The following is a 19,101-nucleotide window of genomic DNA, read 5'->3' on the forward strand; positions in this document are numbered from 1 at the left end:
CGTTCACACTGCATACAGGTCGCATCTGCTATGCATCAATGAAAAGATCAGCATGAGGTAAGGTCGTGAGCCTAATACAAGTCTATGCGCGCGCTCTGAAATATCTCGGCGCACACCGCATTCGAGTATCGATGGTGGTGATTGCCAACATCGTTCTCGCCGTGATCACGATTGCGGAACCCATTCTGTTTGGTCGCATCATCGATGCCATTTCCGGAAAAGGAGATGTAACACCGATTCTGCTGATGTGGGTTGGTTTCGGCATCTTCAATACGATTGCCTATGTTCTGGTGGCGAGAGAGGCAGACAGGCTGGCCCATGGCCGCCGCGCATCTCTATTGACCGAAGCGTTTGGCCGCATCATTTCCATGCCGCTTTCCTGGCACCATCAGCGTGGCACATCAAATGCTCTGCACACCCTTCTGCGTGCGAGTGAGACCCTGTTCGGCCTCTGGCTGGAATTCATGCGAACGCATCTGGCAACCATCGTTGCGCTAACGCTGCTTATCCCGACAGCCTTCTCCATGGATTGGCGTCTCAGCTCCGTCCTGGTCGTGCTCAGTATCTTCTACTGGATTATCGGTCGCGTGGTGATGAACCGCACCAAGGAAGGCCAAGCCTCCGTCGAGGGGCATTATCACACGGTTTTCTCGCATGTGAGCGATTCCATCAGCAACGTCACCGTGCTGCATAGCTATAACCGCATCGAGGCCGAAACGAAGGCGCTCAAGAGCTATACTGAACGCCTGATCTCCGCCCAATATCCGGTTCTTGACTGGTGGGCTTTGGCTAGCGCCTTGAACCGCACGGCTTCGACTGTTTCAATGCTGATTATTCTGATCATCGGCATTGTTCTGGTCCGCGATGGCGAGATAAAGGTCGGGGATATCATCGCCTTTATCGGTTTTGCCAACCTCCTGATTGGCCGCCTTGACCTGCTGCGCCAGTTTGCAACGCAGATTTTCGAAGCACGCTCCAAGCTGGAAGACTTCTTCCGTCTGGAAGATTCCGTAAAGGAACGCGAAGAGCCTGCCAATGCTGGCGAGCTGGGTGCCGTGCGCGGCGAAGTGGAATTCCGCAACGTCTCCTTCGACTTTGCCAATACGACGCAGGGCGTGCGCGAGGTTTCCTTCACTGCCAAGGCTGGACAGACCATTGCCATTGTTGGCCCGACGGGCGCAGGCAAGACCACGCTCATCAACCTGTTGCAGCGCGTCTACGATCCGCAGCAGGGCGCGATCCTGATCGATGGGACCGATATTGCAACAGTAACGCGCCGTTCGCTGCGCCACTCCATTGCCACTGTTTTCCAGGATGCAGGTCTGCTGAACCGCTCAATCAGCGACAACATTCGCCTTGGTCGCGATGGGGCCACTGACGAAGATGTGATCGCCGCGGCGGAAGCAGCAGCAGCCACGGACTTCATCGAGAGCCGTCTTGCCGGCTACGAGACGGAAGTGGGCGAACGCGGCAACCGCCTTTCAGGTGGCGAGCGTCAACGAATCGCAATTGCCCGCGCCATCCTCAAGAACGCACCAATCCTTGTGCTGGACGAAGCGACCTCGGCGCTTGACGTGGAAACCGAGCAGCGCGTGAAGGAAGCCATCGACCGGCTGCGCCAGAACCGCACCACCTTCATCATCGCGCACCGTCTGTCAACCATCCGCGATGCCGACATGGTGCTGTTCCTCGATCACGGCCGCATCATCGAAAAAGGCACCTTCGACGAACTGAGCGCCATGGGTGGCCGGTTCGCCTCGCTGCTCAAGACCAGCGGCATTTTGGCGGAGGAGCATAAGCCCGCTCTGGAACAGAGACTGCTCCAGAAGGCTTGATAAGGCCTTCTTCATGATTTGCTTGCAAAGGCCTGCCATCGCGCAGGCCTTTCTTTTTGGGCGAAACCTTCCGGGGCATTCAGAGGACTTAATGAACGACAATGCTGTCTGGACGATAGGGCGGGCAAAAGACGAAGAGTTTGAAGCGTTGCGCCAAATCGAACTGGCGGCCTTCCGGACACTTTCAAACGCGGGCGCCGTGACCGGATTGCCGGAAGCAACCGGAACGGAGGAGTTTGCCAACTACCTTCAGCAAGGCTTGCTGCTATCCGCCATCGATGTCCATGCGCAGCCCATTGGCTTCGGTGCCGCCCTAGTAATGTCTGACACGCTGCATATCTGCGAAATGGATGTGCATCCGGCCTGGCAGCGAAGGGGCATCGGGCGGGCGCTGATCCAGAGGCTCCTGCAGGAGCGGCGAGGTTTGGGATTGAAGCAAGCGACGCTGACCACGGATCGCTATGCCCCCTTCAATGCACCATTTTATGCACGATTGGGCTTCCAGATCGTGAGGGACGACGAGCTGCCGGATTTCCTGACGCGCATCCTGGCTGAGGAGGCAGCAAAAGGTCTCGATCCAGAGAGACGCGTGGCAATGGCTACACCGCTTTGAGTTAACTCAGCACATGCACCATTGCGCTGACGGTCATTGAAAAGCCCGGCCTGCGATCCGCAAGCCGGGCGCAACTTCACCCTTGATATGCTTTGCAATCAGGCGATTGCAAAGCCCTCGTTTTCGGCAACAGCGGCACCATTGATCGTGACTGATACCTCGCTTGAACCGGCAGCCTTGTTGACCTTGATGGCGAAGCTCTTGCCATTCAGGTTCAGCGTGGCTTCAAAGCCAGTCCATTCGCTTGGCAGTGCCGGACGAACGAAGACACGGTCTCCTTCGCGGCGAATGCCAAGAATGCCCTCGACCGCAGCGCGATAGAGCCATCCGGCAGAACCTGTGTACCAGGTCCAGCCACCACGACCTGTCAGATCGCCAACGCCATACACATCGGCAGCAACCACGTAAGGTTCGACGCGGTAACGCTCCGCCTCATCCTGGGTTTGTGCATGATTGACGGGGTTGAGGATCTGGAAGGCTTTCCAGGCATCGTCTCCGCGCTTCAGTTCAGCCAGTGCCAGAACGACCCAGGTTGCTGCATGGGTGTACTGACCGCCGTTTTCACGAACGCCAGGTGGATAGGCTTTGATATAGCCGGGGTCCTTTGGTGTTGCCGCAAGAGCAGGTGTGAAGAGGCGGATAACACCATCCTTCTCATCCACCAGCTTTTCCACAACCGCATCCATGGCCTGACGCTGCCGCTCAGGATCACCTTCGCCGGACAGAACACTCCAGGACTGACCCAGAGAATCGATGGCGCATTCCAGATTGCCTTCTGCACCGAGTGGGCTTCCATCGTCGAAATAGCCACGGCGATAATAGTGGCCATCCCAACCGGCGGTTTCCAGCGCAGTCTTGAGCGCTTCCAAATGCTGGGCCCAGCGATCGATGCGCGCCTGATCATTGCGTGCCTCAGCATGCGGCAGGAAGCGCCGCAGTGCCGCCGCCAGGAACCAGCCAAGCCACACGCTGGTACCCTTGCCGCCAACACCAACGCGGTTCATGCCATCGTTCCAGTCACCGCCGAGGATCAGCGGGAGGCCGTTGGAGCCAGTGCGCTTGATCGCAAGATCGAGCGCGAGAGCGGCATGTTCGTAAACACTTGCCGTCTCTTCTGTCTGCTCCGGCTTGTAGAAGGCGTCGTGCTGGTTCACGGCCAAGGCAGGGCCGGTCAGGAACGGGATCTGTTCATCCAGCACCGACATGTCGCCGGTCGTCTTTATGTACTGATCGGCAGCATAGGCCAGCCACACCACATCGTCAGAAATGGTGGTGCGAACGCCAGCGCCTGTCACCGGCAGCCACCAGTGTTGAACATCGCCCTCTGGGAACTGGCGTCCCGCAGCGGTGACGATCTGGCGGCGTGCAAGGTCCGGCTCATGCAGCATGAAAGCCAGCGTATCCTGCAACTGGTCACGGAAGCCGTAGGCACCCGAAGACTGGTAGAAGGCCGTGCGCGACATGATGCGGCAGCTAAGCGCCTGGTAAGGCAGCCAGTGATTGATCATGTTGTCGAGCGCCTTATCCGGCGTCGAGATTTGCAGTCGGCCGGTAAAGCCCTTCCAGAAGTCACGGCCAGCTTCGACCACCTCCTCTGTGCGGAGCGTGCGAACTTCGCTCACCAATGCGGAGGCTTCATCACGCGACGCGCAATCACCCATGAAGAAGGTGATGGCCTTTTCCTCGCCCGGCGCAAGCTCGATATCGCAGGCAAGTGCGGCACAAGGTGCACCATCCGGCTCCAGCGAACCGGAGAGCGCGGATTGTGCCGTCACAGCCACTGGAGAGGCCATGGTGCCGAAGCGACCGAGGAATTCACGACGGCTCGTCGTGAAGCCCGATGCTGCAACATCTGAACCAAAGAAGGCCGTGCGGTGGTAATCGATGCTGAACGGGTTCGTGGCCAACAATGCACCACTTGCTTCATCCCGCGAAGACAGGATGAAGGATTGAGTGCGCTGCGGATTATTGCCCAAAATCCATTCCGCATAGCCATAGACTCGCAAGCGACGGGCCTGACCGCCGGTATTCTTCAGCACCAGCTTGGACAGCTTGACCGGACGGTTGCGATCCACTGTCTGCGTAACCCTCATGTCGATGCCTTCGTCTTGCGAACGGAAGATCGAATAGCCGAGGCCATGGCGGGCTTCGAAACTCACCGAGGGACGGCGCGACAGTGCGGCATACGGCGTTGAAATAACACCGCTCTCCAGGTCAGCAACGTAGATCGCCTCTCCCGGACGGTTGGAAACCGGATCGTTGGACCATGGTGTCAGCTGATAGTCGCGCGAGTTCTGACTCCAGGTGAAGGCGGCACCTTCTGCCGAAACGTGGAAACCGAACTTCTCGTTGGAGATGACGTTGATCCACGGATGCGGAGTGGCAGCACCACCCTGCAAGCGCACGACATATTCATCCCCGCTGGCTGAGAAGCCGCCGTAACCGTTCCAGAAATCGAGATCGGATGCGCCGCTTTCATTGGCAACGGTGCCGAAATCAGCGGAGGACAACAGAACACGACGGTCCGTTTCCACATCCACACCACGGGGCGCAGAGAAGAGCGAAACGGCACGGTTGACCTGGTCCTCGATCTTGCCATTGCGGGCATGGAGCACGACACGCGATGCCGCAATGAGCGCCGCCCATGTCGCCTCATCCATCAGATCACGACGAAGCGCAAAGACCTGCTGGCGCCCTTCCGACTGCCCGGAGCGGCGAATGCTTTCGCTGACATAGTCAATCGCGTGCTGCATATCCTGGGCGTAAGAAGACGCCTTCTCGTTGACGATGACCAGATCGGCCATGACGCCACGCGAACGCAGATATTCCTGCGCAGAAAGCGCTTCCTTGACGACTTCCATGTCCATCTCATCGTTCACGCGCAGCGTGAAGATGGGCAGGTCGCCGGAGATGGAGAGACCCCAGAGCTGACGCTGGGACGCGAGACCGGATTCGACCGTCGCCGCATCTGCACGCAGGTGCATATCCGGATAGACCAGATAGCGACCGAGATGCTGGAAGGCGGCGGCCTGTTGTGAGCTGATGCCGATATGGCGCATTTGAACCTGAACGCGGGTCCAGGACTGGGTGAGTTCCGAGCCAAATGCATCCGGGTGACGGTAGCGCTCGACGGCGATATCCAGTTCTTCACGGCTCGGTGCGGCAATCGTCCAGAAGATCACACTTACCTTCTTGCCGGCCGGAACGCGCACGACGCGACGAAGCGACAGGATTGGATCGAGCGTAAAGCCATCCGTGCCGGAGAATGTCGCATCCGCATCGAAGGCGGCGGCTTCGGCAAGCGTGCGGCCACGACCGATGAAGCGGCGACGATCGGTCTCGAATTCTGTCGGACGCGAGGAACCGGCATTATCGGCAGCCAGATGCGCAAGCTGCATCGACGGCTCATTTGGGTTGCGGCGATTGCGCCATGCGCGGATCACATCGCCACGACGACCGATTTCCGTGCGAATAAACATGCGCGAGAAGACAGGATGCGCGTTGTCATCGTCCTCATGCGAAAGCACAGGCTCCAGATAGGAGGTCACTTCGATGAAGCGATCTTCCGTGCCTGTGTTGAGCAGCGTCAGGCGGCGGCCTTCTGCATCGTGCTCGGTCGCGACAATCACTTCTACCGTGCTGGTGAGGGTGCCGACGGTCTTGACGAATTCGGCCTTTTCATCGCCGAACACGGTCTTGACCTTCTCGCCCTCCGCACGGCGCGGTTCTGCCGTGGTGGACCACCACTGGCCGCTTGCCGTATCGCGCAGGAAGAGGAAGTTGCCCCAGCGATCCTCAACCGGATCAGCCTTCCAACGGTTGACGGAAAGACCATTCCAGCGGGAATAGCCGGTTCCGGTTGCTGTGAGCATGGTTGAGTAGTGACCGTTGGACAGGAGAACCAGTTCGCGGTCGCGACCGGCTGGGTCCTGAATCGTGCGCACTTCCGAACGCAGCAGATCTGCTTGGCCCTTGCCAGGTGTTTCCGGCTCATACTTGGAGCCCATCACCGGCACTTCGCGTGGTGCCTTTTCCTGCAACAGCAGTTCAGCCGCTTCCACGACCGGATCGGCATGGAAGAGTTCGCGCAGCTTGCCGTTGTTGACGACGTTGGCAATGGCCGCAATCGACATGCCATGGTGGTGGGCATAGTAGTTGTAAACAACCGCGCAACGCTTGCCTTCCGGCACGCGCGTCGGGGTGAAGTCCACCGCGTCGTGGAAGCCGTAGCGTCCAAGAGCCCCAACCGCCCGCAGCTTTTGCAGGTTTTCCAGCGCCTCCAGCGGCTTGTACTGGCTGGCAAGAATGGACGCATAGGGCGCGATAACCGCGTTCTGGCCGAGACCACGCTTCAACCCGAGCGTTGGCACGCCGAAGTTGGTGTACTGATAGTTCAGGTTATGGTCACGCGCATTGAAGGCGGCTTCGGAAATACCCCAAGGGATGTTCAGGCGGCGGCCATGGTTCATCTGCTCTTCGACGATCAGGTTGTTCGTCTGGTTCAGAATGCCACCCTGACGCTCCTGCATGACGAGCGGCGGCATCAGATATTCGAACATGGAGCCTGACCAGGAGATCAGTGCGCCACGCGCACCAATCGGCACCACCTGACGGCCCAGACGATACCAGTGTTCGGTCGGCAAATCGCCCTTGGCAATCGCAAAAAGGCTGGTCAACCGGCACTCGGACGCCAGAAGGTCGTAGCAAGCTTCGTCGAGATCGTTGCTTTCCACGCGGTACCCAATGGAAAGGAGGCGACGGTCCTTGCGGTAGAGGAAAGTGAAGTCCATCGCGAAAGCAAGCTGGCGGGTGCGATCCCGCAGCTGGATGAGGCGCTGACGCAGCGGCTCGATATTGGTCATATCGAAGGTGCTGTCGGTAATATGCGCTTCACAGGCCTGCACGAGCGATTCCGCCCATTGAGTGACCTCGGCTGTCTGGCTGGAGCCGACTTCATGATCGAGGTTTGCAGCGAGCTTTTGAATGTCGCGCGCCAGCACGGCCAGATTGATGATGCGGATGGATGCAAATTCATGCTCGCGCTTCACAGCCGCCAGAGCGTTGGCAAAGCCTGTGATGCGTTCATCCAGACGTCGACGCAGCGGGCGAACCGTTTTGCGATCATCCGGCAGTTCCTTCAGCACTTCGGCAAGAATACCGGCCACATCGCCGATACCATCAAGATTGGCCTGAAGATGCGCGGAGGGCGCTTCCGCCCATTCACGGCAGGCGGAAGAAACGGCAATCAGGTGACCAGCGAGGTTACCGCTGTCTACAGTCGAAACGTAGCGAGGGCCAAGCGTCGCCAGCGTATCTGTATGATACCAGTTGTAGAGATGGCCGCGGAACTTCTCCATCTTCTCAACGGTCGCAACCGTCTGCTCGATTCGCTCCAGCGTTTCCTGGAAGCTCAACCAGCCGAAGTGACGGCCTGAGACAACCGAGAGAAGATAGACGCCGATATTGGTCGGAGACGTGCGCTTGGCAACGATGGGCTCCGGAGTTTCTTGGAAGTTATCCGGCGGCAGGTAGTTTTGATCTTCCGTCGTGAAGGCCTCATAATAGCGCCATGTGCGACGTGAAATCTTGCGAAGCTCGACTGATACGGCTTCCGGCACGAACAGACGATCTTCCGTTTCAGCTGATTGGCTAACATACCAAGCAACGACAGGCGAGAAAATCCAGAGAAGTGCGAAGGGAATGCCGACAAAGAAGGCATTATCCGCTGGAAGCGCTGCAAACATGATCGCCAGAATGGCGGCTGCTGGCGCATGCCACATGGACCGGAAATAGGCCTGCGGACTGCCCTGAGCAGATGACTGGACACTGGCTGCCGTCTTCCATTCCAGCATCAGCTTGCGGCTGACGAAGAGGCGATAGAGCGAACGAATGATCGCATCCATCATCATGAAGGCGGAATCGGCAATGAAGACGATACGCAGCGCGACCTGGGCGTTGGCTGAACGGATATCCGACCAGACAGAATAGAAATGCGCGCGCGGCACGATGTCTGTCGAACGCGGCACGATGCCGGTAATGAGAGAGAGTGTCGGGGCGACAAACAGCGAGAAAATCAGCAGGATCTGCCAGATCAAGGCGCCAAATGGCGTCATGAAATACCAGCCGAGAACGGAAGCAAAGAACCAGGCAATCGGCGTCAGCGAGCGGCGCAGGTTATCGACCATCTTCCAGCGACCGAGAGCAGTCACGCCACGCATCGGATCGAGGATGTAGGGAAGAAGCTGCCAGTCGCCACGCGCCCAGCGATGCTGACGCGACACTTCCACCTCATAGCGGGTCGGAAAGTCTTCAACCAGTTCCACATCCGTCACAAGTGCGCAACGGGAGAAAGAACCTTCAAGAAGGTCGTGGCTGAGAACCGCGTTCTCTTCGATACGTCCACGAAGGGCAGTCTCAAAGGCATCAACGTGATAAAGGCCTTTCCCTGTAAAGCTGCCTTCGCCGGTCAAATCCTGGTATACGTCCGATACCGTGAACACGTAAGGATCGATACCGCGGCTCATCGAATAGACGCGCTGGAAGACGGAAGCGTCCTTGCCTGTCGTCAGCGATGGCGTGACACGCGGCTGAAGCAGTCCGTAACCATGGATCACGCGGCCAGACTTCGGATCGTGAACCGGACGGTTGATCGGGTGATGCAGCTTGCCAACGAGCTTGGTCACCGCATCGCGCATCAAGCGCGTGTCGGCGTCAAGGGTCATCACGTACTGGACGTTTTCCGGAACGGTGTTTGCGCCCTGAAGATAGGACGTGTCTTTATCGCCACGCAGCAGCAGGTTCAGCTCATGCAGCTTGCCGCGCTTGCGCTCCCAACCCATCCACACGCCTTCCGACGGGTTGAACAGACGGCGACGATGCAGCAGATAAAAACGCTGCTTGCCATCGAAGGCATAGCGACTGCTGAGGGATGCCACTTCTCGACGCGCATATTCCAGCACTTCCAGATCGGCATCGGTCTGCTCGACCGCGCTATCCTTCCAGTCGCTGAGAAGCGCGAAATAGATCTCACCGTGCGGATTGGCGAGATAATGAACTTCGAGATTGCGGATAAGCTCATCAACCGTGTCGCGGTTGGTGATGAGGCACGGCACGACGACAAGTGTGCGCGCCTCCTCCGGAATACCTTCCTTGAACTCATAGCCCACAAGCCGCGCCGGCTTCACCACATAGGTGACCAGCGTGTTGAAAAGGCCCGTCGCGCCTTCCGAAGCCGGCAGCGAGAACATCAGCAGGAACAGTAGGATGACCGGCCACGACATGCCGGAATGGGCGAGGAAGCCACCCACAATGGCAAGGGCCAGGAAGGTGAGGAACAGAACGGGTGCCGCAACGGCAAACCAGTTCATGTTCTGCACAAGGCGAAGCGTCTTCTGTGCAATATTCGGGGTATAGCCGACGCGCTTTTCCAGCTCGGCACGATACATGCCGTTGAGGAAGGCACCGACATTGGCCTTGTGTGGATCAGGATTGGGCGCGTTCGCTGCTTCCTGAGCAAGCGCGATAGCGGCATGGGCCACTTCGATTTCGGTCTTTTCGCAGTGGCGTGCAAGCTTTTCGATACGGTTTCGATAGGAATTGCGTGAACCAAAATCGAGATCGTTGTAATCGCTCTGCTCACGCAGAACCTTATCGACCAAGCAGACGTCTTCGAACCAGACGCTCCATTCGGTATCGTCGATTTCACGCAGGCTCTTGATGATATTGCCCATCGTGACGTTGCCGGAAGAGAGACGGTTCTGCTCCGCCATCATCACTTCTTCGGTGTCCGTACCAGCCGCCGTCAACCGTGCTTCCAGCCAGTGGATAGCAAAGCTCGGCGACTGCGAGGCATTGCGCAGGCGGTAGAGGAACTGCGTGGAGAAGGTATTGTCATCCGTCAGCGGCTCGATCTTCTTCAGAAGCTCGGCGCTGGCTGCCTCGTCGTTCAGCTTGATGATGGCATCGGCGGCTTCATTCGCCTGTTGGCGCATACGCCGGGATTTTTCCACCCGAATCGAGATGCGTCGCAGGTTTTCGATCAAAACGAAACGCAGGAACGAGGGTAGCGCCCAAAGCTCACCGATTTCCAGAGACTGGTGAAGCTGGAACCCTTCTGTCATCGCCGTCAGATTATCGCGATTGACCGTGCTGTGCGTGTGAGCAACATAAAGCCAGGCCAGCGCCAGAACACGCGGGATTTCCATCGAGCCAACGCGCATGGTTGGCAGCTGGCGATAGAACTTGCGCGGAAAATCGCGCCGCACTTCCTGGATAGCTTCTTCCACGATGTAGTGGTTGTCGAGCAGCCATTCCGCAGCAGGCGTGATGGTCGCACCCGCCTCGACATCCTTCGCAGTGGAACGGTAGACGCGCAGGATTTCGCGCTCATTTTCCTTATGACGCTCACGAAACTCGAAGTTCATGAAGCCCGGAAGAGATTGCGCACCATCGCGCGCAAGGGCTTCGCCGCAGCTGCGCAGGGCCTCGGCATTGAAGTAGGTGGCGCGGATCGCTTCGTTATGATCGATCTGCTTGCCTTCAGTTTCACGCGGAGAGGAAGCTGGCGTATTATGAAATGACATTGTGTCGACTTCTAATCATGAGTGGAATGGCGACGAAGGTCCGAGAGGTGGGAGATCAGGACCAGGAATGACGCAAGTTGCGGCCTGAGAGACCGGAGAAAAACAGGACAGCATCACGCCTCAAGGCGCGGAAAGCACAGACGGAAGACTTGTTTGTGGTCAACGGTCTCTCCAAAACTATCACCGTTCGCCTCTAGCCGTGTAGGCATGAATGAAACCTGAACGTTTAAAGCGATTTGATTCATAGAACGCAGTGCCGGGGCGAGGATTTCTCACAAGGAACCTTGCCCAACCCCCTATAATTCAGCCTGCCTGTTCATGTTCCATGACACCTAGAACTTCTCTCTTCAAGAGAGTTTCTTTGAATGACCATAGAACCTGGACAAACGCCAAATTAAGACAGCACGCATGAAACCGTTTCGCAGCGCGAAATGGGCTGCTATGTCTGGCGAAAGAATGACATGAAAGGGTACCCAATGACGGTCCATTTCCAGAACGACATGCCGGACCTCGTCGCCGTGCGCCGGTTTCTTCACCAAAACCCGGAGATTGGGCTTTCAGAGTTCAAGACGTCGGATTTTATCGCAGAGCATCTGACGGCGCTGGGCTATGAAGTCACGCGAGGGCTGGCGAAAACCGGCTTGGTCGCCACCATCAAGAACGGCAGCAGCGATCGCGCGATCGGGATTCGCGCTGATATCGATGCACTGCCGATCGTCGAGGAAACTGGGCTGGACTATGCGAGTGAGACGCAAGGCATGATGCATGCCTGTGGCCATGATGGTCACACCACCATGCTGCTGGGCGCTGCAAAGGCGCTTGCGGAACGGCGGAATTTTGATGGCACCGTACATCTGATTTTCCAGCCTGCGGAAGAAAACTTCGCGGGCGCCAAATTGATGATTGATGACGGCCTGTTCGAACGCTTTCCCTGCGATGCAGTATTTGGGCTGCACAACGATCCCACGCTTCCCTTCGGCAAGATCGGGGTGAAGGAGGGGCCAATGATGGCGGCGGCTGACGAATGCCTGATCGTGGTCAATGGACGTGGCGGACATGGTGCGGAACCGCAAGATGCGTCCGATCCCATCGTTTGTGGCGCAAGCATCGTCATGGCCTTGCAAACCATCGTATCACGCAATCTCCATGCCATGGATCAGGCCGTCATCACGGTCGGCGCCTTCAATTCGGGCAAGGCGAGCAATGTTATTCCGGAACGGGCAGAGCTTGCGCTGACCGTTCGCTCCTTCGACCCGAAGGTACGCGACATGTTGGAAAAGCGCATTCGTGAGATTGCTCAAGGCCAGGCCGCCAGCTTCGGCATGAGCGCGACAATCACCTATGAGCGCGGCTATGAGCCGACCATCAACCACGCTGCTGAAACAGAGTTCGTGCGCCGAGTAGCAACAAAGGTTGTGGGCGCGGAGAATGTTCTGGAACTGCCTCGTCCTACCATGGGCAGCGAAGATTTCGCCTTCATGCTGGCAGAACGTCCCGGAAGCTATTTCCTTCTCGGCACTGCGCGCACAGAAAGTGATCCGCCGCTGCACCACCCGAAATTCGACTTTAACGACGATGCACTGCCGATCGGCGTCTCGATGTGGGTTGAGGCCGCGGAAACATTCCTGGCCAAATCCTGACTTCGAAAGCAAAAGACCTTCCGCAGGACGGCTGCGGAAGGTCATCATGAATGGAGTATATGCAGAAGTCTTTAGGCGAAGACGCCGAGCGTGACTGCGCCTATGAAGATAATTGCCGCGAATGCGATAACCGTTGGCAAGAGCGCGGAAACTGGCCGTCTAGCGGCAGCACTCGAACCTTTGGAAACAAATTCTTGTTCGATCTGATGCAGGGTATGGCTCATGTAGTCCTCCCGTCACAATTCTGCCTTATAGGTTGAGACTACCTTAAGTCTACTGATTTGATAGACATGACATTCCTGTTGACGCACTCCTTGGGAAATATTCTTCCAAACTTCTTCCTCCCGCGTTAGATGCACGCATAACGGAGGGTACGATGGATATTGATGTCGTCGTGGTGGGAGCGGGTGTCATCGGCTTGGCCGTTGCACGCGAGTTGTCCGGCCACGCCATGTCCGTCCTCATACTGGAAAGCGCAAGCGCCATCGGAACCGGAACATCCTCTCGCAACAGCGAAGTCATTCATGCGGGCCTCTATTACCCTAAAGGCAGTTTGAAAGCCCGGCTTTGCATTGAAGGCAAGCAGATGCTTTATGCCTTTTGCGAAAGCCATGGTGTTCCCTTCAAACGCTGCGGAAAACTGATTGTAGCGTCAAGCGAGGCGGAGATTGCTGCCATTGAAGCCCTTCTGCGGAAGGGCGTGGCAAATGGCTGCACCGACCTCCAGCTACTTACGCGTGAAGAGGCGCTGGCCCTGGAACCGGAGCTTGAATGCGCGGCAGCGCTGCATTCACCATCCACTGGCATTCTCGATAGCCACAGCTACATGCTGGCACTGCTTGGCGATGCAGAAGATGCAGGCACTTCGCTTGCGCTGAACACACCACTTCGCTCGGCAAAAGCCCTCGAGGGTGGCTTTCACATTGCGGCAGGCGGAGCCGAGCCGATGGAGCTGAGCTGCCGGATGCTGATCAATGCCGCTGGCCTCCACGCCACCGATGTTGCAAGGTCCATCGGAGGGCTTTCACGCGAATGCGTTCCAACCACCGGCTATGCAAAGGGAAACTATTTCCGGCTTTCAGGGCGTGCGCCATTCCAACATCTCATCTACCCGGCACCGCACACCCATGGACTAGGCGTTCATCTGACGCTTGATCTGGGCGGTCAGGCAAAATTTGGCCCTGATATCGAATGGGTCGATAGCATTGATTACAGCGTGAACCCCGACAGCGCAGACAGTTTTGCGGAGGCGGTGCGCCGCTACTGGCCGGGAATGCCGAAAGATTCACTGATTCCCGCCTATAGCGGCATTCGGCCAAAAATTTCCGGTCCATCCGATCCCGCCGCAGATTTTCGCATTGACGGACCAAAGCATCACGGAATTTCCGGGCTCATCAATCTGTTCGGCATCGAAAGCCCCGGATTGACCTCCTCACTTGCCATTGCTCGCTATGTTGCTGCAATGCTCTGATCTTCATCAGAACCAAGTGCTGCAAAACGTAGCAGAGCCTTGATAGGCAGATGGTCCGAGGCCAGACGTGCAAGCGCCGTATCATGCACATGAACCTGCTCAATCAATCCGTGATGGGAGCACATGATGCGATCCAGAGCCAGCACCGGCAAGCGCGATGGAAAACTCGGGACTGCGGGCGGCATTCCACGAAAATGAGACGCAAGCGAAATAAGCGAAGACCGGCTGCCAAGCCGCCATTCGTTGAGGTCACCCATCAACACGGTTGGAATTTCAGCACGGAGAGCCAAGAGATCGAGGATCATGCGGGCCTGCTGCTGGCGAGACCGATTAAGAAGGCCGAGATGGGCGGCCACGATGCGCAGACTTGCGCCATTCGCCAAATCGATTTCCGTCATAAGAGCGCCACGCGGCTCAAGGCCCGGCAACTTCACCTGATGCACATCCCGCACGATGCCGTTTCGAAGAAACAGCACGTTGCCGTGCCAGCCATGCGCCTTGGTGACACCGGACACAGGCACTGGGCTCAAGCCCGTTTCCCGCTCCAGCCAGTGAAGATCCAAGAGGCCGCGCCTTTCACCAAAGCGGGTATCTGCCTCCTGCAAGGCAATGACATCCGGGTTGATTTCGTGAATGACGGAGGCAATTCGGCCCGGATCAAACTTCCCATCAACCCCAACGCATTTATGAATATTGTAGGAGGCAACCAGCAGACCATCCGCTTCCTGCTGTCCTGCATCCAGAGCGGAAAGACCGCGCTTCTTTCGATTGCGAATACTGGAAATCACCTGAGCGGGAAAAGTTTTCTGCTGGTTCATGCTTCGGCAACAAGTCTGTTAAAGGTGAAGTTCGAACGAAGAAGCCCGGCATTTTGTTCAAAGATAAGGCGATCCAAGCCATAAAAAGCGCTCGAACAGGCGGACAGGAAATGGCCTGCTGCGCAACTGCTCCAGGCTCACCGCTGTTGCCGTTTTGATGGAGCGGTCGATCCGCGCTTCAAGCTCCTCGGCAAAAGCAAGGTCGAACACTTCCAGATCGACTTCGAAATTGAGGCGTAGCGAACGCGGGTCGAGATTGGATGAGCCGACATAGGCCCAGCGGCCGTCAATCACCATAAGCTTGGAATGATTGAAGGGACCGGACGCTCGCCAGATTCGGCAATCGCCCTTGAGCACCTGATCGAATTGCGCCGTCATGGCCCGGTCCACCAAGGTCAGGTTGTTGGCTGCCGGCACGACAATATCCACCTTCACACCCCTGCGTGCTGCCGTGGCAAGAGCGCTGATTAATTCCCGGTCTGGCAGAAAATAAGGGGAGACGATGCGAATGGAGGTACGCGCGATGGAGAAAGCCCCCATCAGCATCTTGTGGTTGGTTTCGACGCTGCGGTCAGGGCCGGAAGCCACTGCGCGGATAAGCTTCGGCGCGCCCGGTCGCTCTGCCGGCACCTCGATCTCCCAGGCATCGCCTTGCAGGATCTCGCCGCTTGAATAGTGCCAGTCTTCTGCCGCGATGGAAAAGAGATCCGCCACAACCGCGCCGGTGATGCGAAAATGGGTATCAATGGCGCAATCTTTCCCGGCGCATTCATAGGTAAAGCCTTCGCGGATATTCATGCCACCGGTAAAGGCAACCGCACCATCCACAACCATGATCTTGCGGTGCGTGCGAAGGTTCGCATAGGGCAATCTAAGGCCCACGATGACATTGCCGTTAAAGACGGCAACCTCGGCGCCGCCTTCCTTCAGGAGCCCTAGAACGCTTGGCACGGAATAACGCGCGCCCACCGCATCAATCAGCACACGAACGGCAACGCCGCGCTTTACCGCGTCCGCAAGCTCTTGCGCAAATCGTTTGCCAATCTGGTCGCGGTCAAAAATGTAGGTTTCCAGAATGATGCTGCGCTTGGCAAAGCGGATAGCTTCCAGCATCGCATCATAGGTGGCATCACCGCCGTCCAGCAGCCGAATATCGTTGCCGCTCATCAATTGATGGCGCGTCACCCTGTCGCCGAGCGTTTTCATGGCCAGGAAACGACGGCCGAAGTTCGAAGCAACCGTCGTATCCTCTGCATCATACAGGTCGAGATGCGCCCATACGCCGCCTTGCCGCAAAATACGCCGGTTGTAGACGACCGACCGCCGGATACGATTAATGCCGGCAATCAAATAGAGCAGCGCACCGATAATGGGCGACAACAGAATGACGCCCACCCAGCCAACGGCAGAGCGGACCTCCTCCTTGGTCATGGCCACGTGCACGGCGGCTGTCGCCCCCATGACGACCGACAAAACAAAGACGATATGCGGCCAGTAGGACGACAGGATTTCGAACATGAGGCCAGATATAGGCGCTTGTTTAGAAGACGCAATCTCTCAGACGTACAGCCTCTTGAGAAAAGCGTAGTCTTAGCGAACAGTCATGGCCGCGATGGGAGGCTCGGCACCTTCGGGGATGGGACTGCGATAGCTCTGCCCCTTTAACCGACGCTTCAAATCCGCCCAGGCCGCCTCACGCAATTGCGGATTTTCGATAGCGGCAAGGCCGGTTGCCGCCATCACCTTGGCGACCGCTACCATGCCCTTATGCGCCAGCGGGCTCTTGCCCTGCGCCACCACCTGCCATGTGTGAAGCTGCGTGCCGATGGCGAGCGTCGGGCCATAGGCCTGCACGGTCGGCACCACCCAGCTGACATCGGCCACATCCGTGGAGCCGCCCATTTGGCGAACCTCATTATGACGTGGCAGAATGAAATCCGGCAGTGCCAGATCGCGCTGTTCCAGCCGCTCCTGTGCCCAACTTGCGGCGATATCTTCGGCAGACAATGTTGCCTGAATGGATTGCGCGAAGGCTAGGTCCTTCTCGTCAAATTCGGGGGTGCCGAGGCTTTCCCATATGTCCTGCATCGCATCCATCAGCGGCGTGTTGACGATGAGGTTGGATACACCGGCAAGAGTTGTGCTTTCAACGGAGGTCTCGGTCATCAGGGCGGCACCTTGCGCGACCTTTTTCACGCGCTCGATCAGGGAAAACAGACCGGCAAGCTCTGGCGCACGAATAACATAGCGCACCTTGGCGTGGGCCTGCACCACATTAGGCGAAATGCCGCCAGCATCCAGAAGCGCATAATGAATTCGGCAATCCTGCTGCATATGTTCGCGCAAATAGTTGACACCAACATTCATCAGTTCCACGGCATCGAGTGCACTACGGCCAAGCTCAGGGCTGGCAGCCGCATGAGAAGCGCGACCAGTAAAGGTAAAATCGACACGACAATTGGCCAGCGAGGTTTCGCGCTGCACGCCTGCAAAATTGCTCGGATGCCAGGAGATGGCGATGTCGACGTCTTCGAATGCGCCTGCCCGCACCATAAAGGCCTTGGCTGCGCCACCCTCTTCCGCCGGGCAACCGTAATAACGTACCCGGCCGGGCGTGCCCGTTGCTTCCAACCAATCTTTGAGCGCTGTGGCTGCCAGGAGGGAGGCCGACCCTAGAAGATTGTGGCCACAACCATGGCCGTTTGCGCCGGCAACCATCGGCTCATGATGCGTGAGGCCTGCCTTTTGGCTGAGACCCGCAAGTGCGTCATATTCTCCGAGAAAAGCGATGACTGGGCCGCTTTCACCAGCCTCTCCGATCATTGCAGTCGGAATACCTGCTACGTTTTCCGTGATGCGGAAGCCCTGCGCTTCAAGCATTTCGCGATGCGCAGCAGCAGATTGAACCTCCATGTAACAGGTTTCCGGCGTAGCCCAGACCCTGTCGCTCAATTCCAGAAACACCTCCCGCTTCTGATCGATCCTGTCGAAAACCTCGGGAAGATTATGGCTGGCTGCGGGCATGGGAATTTCACCTGTTCATGGCATTACGGAGCATCAACCCTAGCCGAAAGGTGCTCCCTCGCCAACCTTTGCATAAATTTTAAGACTGCCATTTTTTAGAGCAAAGAGCGTCTTCAACCCGCTCCCATTCGCTCTCCGTTGGCAGGCCGACACGCAGGAAACGCGGCCTTTCCGCAAATCGCCGCACTAGAATACCTGCCTCACCGAGAGCTCGATGTATGTCTATAGCCTGTTCATGCTCGACATAGCGAAACAAGCTTGTTCCGCCGACGACTGGTAAACTGGCTTGGGAAAGAAGAGCATTCAGCCGTTCAGCATCCTGGACCAAACGCTGCCGCATGTTTGTCTGCCATGCTTCGTCAGCCAGAGCCTCAAGACCGATGTGAAGTGTTGGACCAGGGATGGCCCAAGGCCCAACCAGATGGCGCAGATGCTGCGTATGAACCGGTGCAGCAACGGCAAAGCCCAGCCTTATGCCAGCAAGGCCATAGAACTTGCCGAAAGAACGCAGGACCGCAAGTCCTGAATGCACATGGCGCGTAAGCGAAGACGGCTCGTCCATCACATCGCGAAAGGCTTCGTCCACGATCAGCAGTCCGCCCCTCGCCGCAAGGGAGTGCGAAAGCGCCAGCAGGGCCTCATCCGCGATCATGCGGCCATCAGGATTATTCGGGTTAACGACAACGGCCAGATCCGCAGCCTCAAGCGCTGACAGATCCCTCACCTGCCTTGTTTCAAATCCTAGCAATTGAGCGGTCTTGGCGTGTTCCGCATAGGTGGGAGACAAAATGGCGGCAGTGAGATTTTCGCGCACCCGCCCTGCAAATACCGTTTCCACCAGCATCGGCAGAAACAAATGCGTTCCTGGCGCTGCGGCAATATGATTGCCAGAGATGGCATCGTAAGCACGGGCAGCAGCGATGCAGAGTTCGTTGAGAAGCGAGGGTTCTGGCAGTCGTGAGAAAGCGGTGGCAGGTAGCGGAGAATACGCATAAGAATGCGGATTAATGCCGGTGGAGAGATCGATCCAAGGCTGAGGCGCATTGGGAAATGCGCGTGCGGCCTGGGAAAGACTTCCCCCATGTTCGATTGCGTTTCCCTCAATACTATCCATTGCG

At 57.4% G+C, this 19,101-nt stretch carries 10 protein-coding genes; 4 read left to right on the forward strand and 6 right to left on the reverse strand.

Annotated features, from left to right (window positions below; all coding sequences use genetic code 11):
- Nucleotides 1–65: 65 nt before the first annotated feature.
- Together AC0JZ1_RS19640 and AC0JZ1_RS19645 are read left to right on the forward strand one after the other, a co-directional pair.
- The gene (locus AC0JZ1_RS19640; RefSeq protein WP_471884124.1) at nucleotides 66–1,835 is read left to right on the forward strand and encodes a glucan ABC transporter ATP-binding protein/ permease; all 1,770 of its coding nucleotides are present in this window, start codon (nucleotides 66–68) and stop codon (nucleotides 1,833–1,835) included.
- Nucleotides 1,836–1,926: 91 nt separating this feature from the next.
- A complete protein-coding gene (locus tag AC0JZ1_RS19645) occupies nucleotides 1,927–2,448 on the forward strand; it encodes a GNAT family N-acetyltransferase (protein WP_471884125.1) in 522 nt (173 codons plus the stop codon).
- Between the two features lie 98 nt (nucleotides 2,449–2,546).
- Here the strand turns inward: AC0JZ1_RS19645 and AC0JZ1_RS19650 are convergent, their stop codons facing one another.
- On the reverse strand, nucleotides 2,547–11,030 hold the full coding sequence (locus AC0JZ1_RS19650) for a GH36-type glycosyl hydrolase domain-containing protein (RefSeq protein ID WP_471884126.1): 8,484 nt from the start codon (nucleotides 11,028–11,030) through the stop codon (nucleotides 2,547–2,549).
- A gap of 461 nt (nucleotides 11,031–11,491) precedes the next feature.
- On the opposite strand from AC0JZ1_RS19650, the gene AC0JZ1_RS19655 reads away from it, so the two are divergent.
- Nucleotides 11,492–12,670: a M20 aminoacylase family protein gene (locus AC0JZ1_RS19655; protein ID WP_471884127.1), complete on the forward strand. Its 1,179-nt coding sequence runs from the start codon at nucleotides 11,492–11,494 to the stop codon at nucleotides 12,668–12,670.
- A 71-nt stretch (nucleotides 12,671–12,741) separates the two neighbouring features.
- On the opposite strand, the gene AC0JZ1_RS19660 is transcribed toward AC0JZ1_RS19655, so the two are convergent.
- Entirely contained in the window at nucleotides 12,742–12,894 is a 153-nt protein-coding gene (locus tag AC0JZ1_RS19660; protein ID WP_471884128.1) for a hypothetical protein, read from the reverse strand.
- A 152-nt stretch (nucleotides 12,895–13,046) separates the two neighbouring features.
- Between AC0JZ1_RS19660 and AC0JZ1_RS19665 the strand changes: the two genes are divergently transcribed.
- Nucleotides 13,047–14,141 (forward strand): NAD(P)/FAD-dependent oxidoreductase, encoded by a 1,095-nt coding sequence (locus tag AC0JZ1_RS19665; protein ID WP_471884129.1) that lies wholly within the window; start codon nucleotides 13,047–13,049, stop codon nucleotides 14,139–14,141.
- Here AC0JZ1_RS19665 and AC0JZ1_RS19670 read toward each other — a convergent pair.
- From AC0JZ1_RS19670 to cobD, 4 genes are all read right to left on the reverse strand, one after another.
- Nucleotides 14,120–14,959 (reverse strand): endonuclease/exonuclease/phosphatase family protein, encoded by an 840-nt coding sequence (locus tag AC0JZ1_RS19670; RefSeq protein ID WP_471884130.1) that lies wholly within the window; start codon nucleotides 14,957–14,959, stop codon nucleotides 14,120–14,122. The genes AC0JZ1_RS19665 and AC0JZ1_RS19670 overlap by 22 nt on opposite strands.
- A gap of 57 nt (nucleotides 14,960–15,016) precedes the next feature.
- Nucleotides 15,017–16,477 carry a cardiolipin synthase gene (gene cls, locus AC0JZ1_RS19675; protein WP_471884131.1) on the reverse strand — a complete coding sequence of 487 codons (1,461 nt, stop codon included), beginning with the start codon at nucleotides 16,475–16,477 and terminating at the stop codon, nucleotides 15,017–15,019.
- A gap of 72 nt (nucleotides 16,478–16,549) precedes the next feature.
- The gene (locus tag AC0JZ1_RS19680) at nucleotides 16,550–17,983 is read right to left on the reverse strand and encodes a M20 family metallopeptidase (RefSeq protein WP_471884132.1); all 1,434 of its coding nucleotides are present in this window, start codon (nucleotides 17,981–17,983) and stop codon (nucleotides 16,550–16,552) included.
- A 79-nt stretch (nucleotides 17,984–18,062) separates the two neighbouring features.
- The gene (gene cobD, locus AC0JZ1_RS19685) at nucleotides 18,063–19,097 is read right to left on the reverse strand and encodes a threonine-phosphate decarboxylase CobD (RefSeq protein WP_471884133.1); all 1,035 of its coding nucleotides are present in this window, start codon (nucleotides 19,095–19,097) and stop codon (nucleotides 18,063–18,065) included.
- Nucleotides 19,098–19,101 lie beyond the last annotated feature (4 nt).

It is taken from the genome of Affinirhizobium capsici (assembly GCF_977018625.1).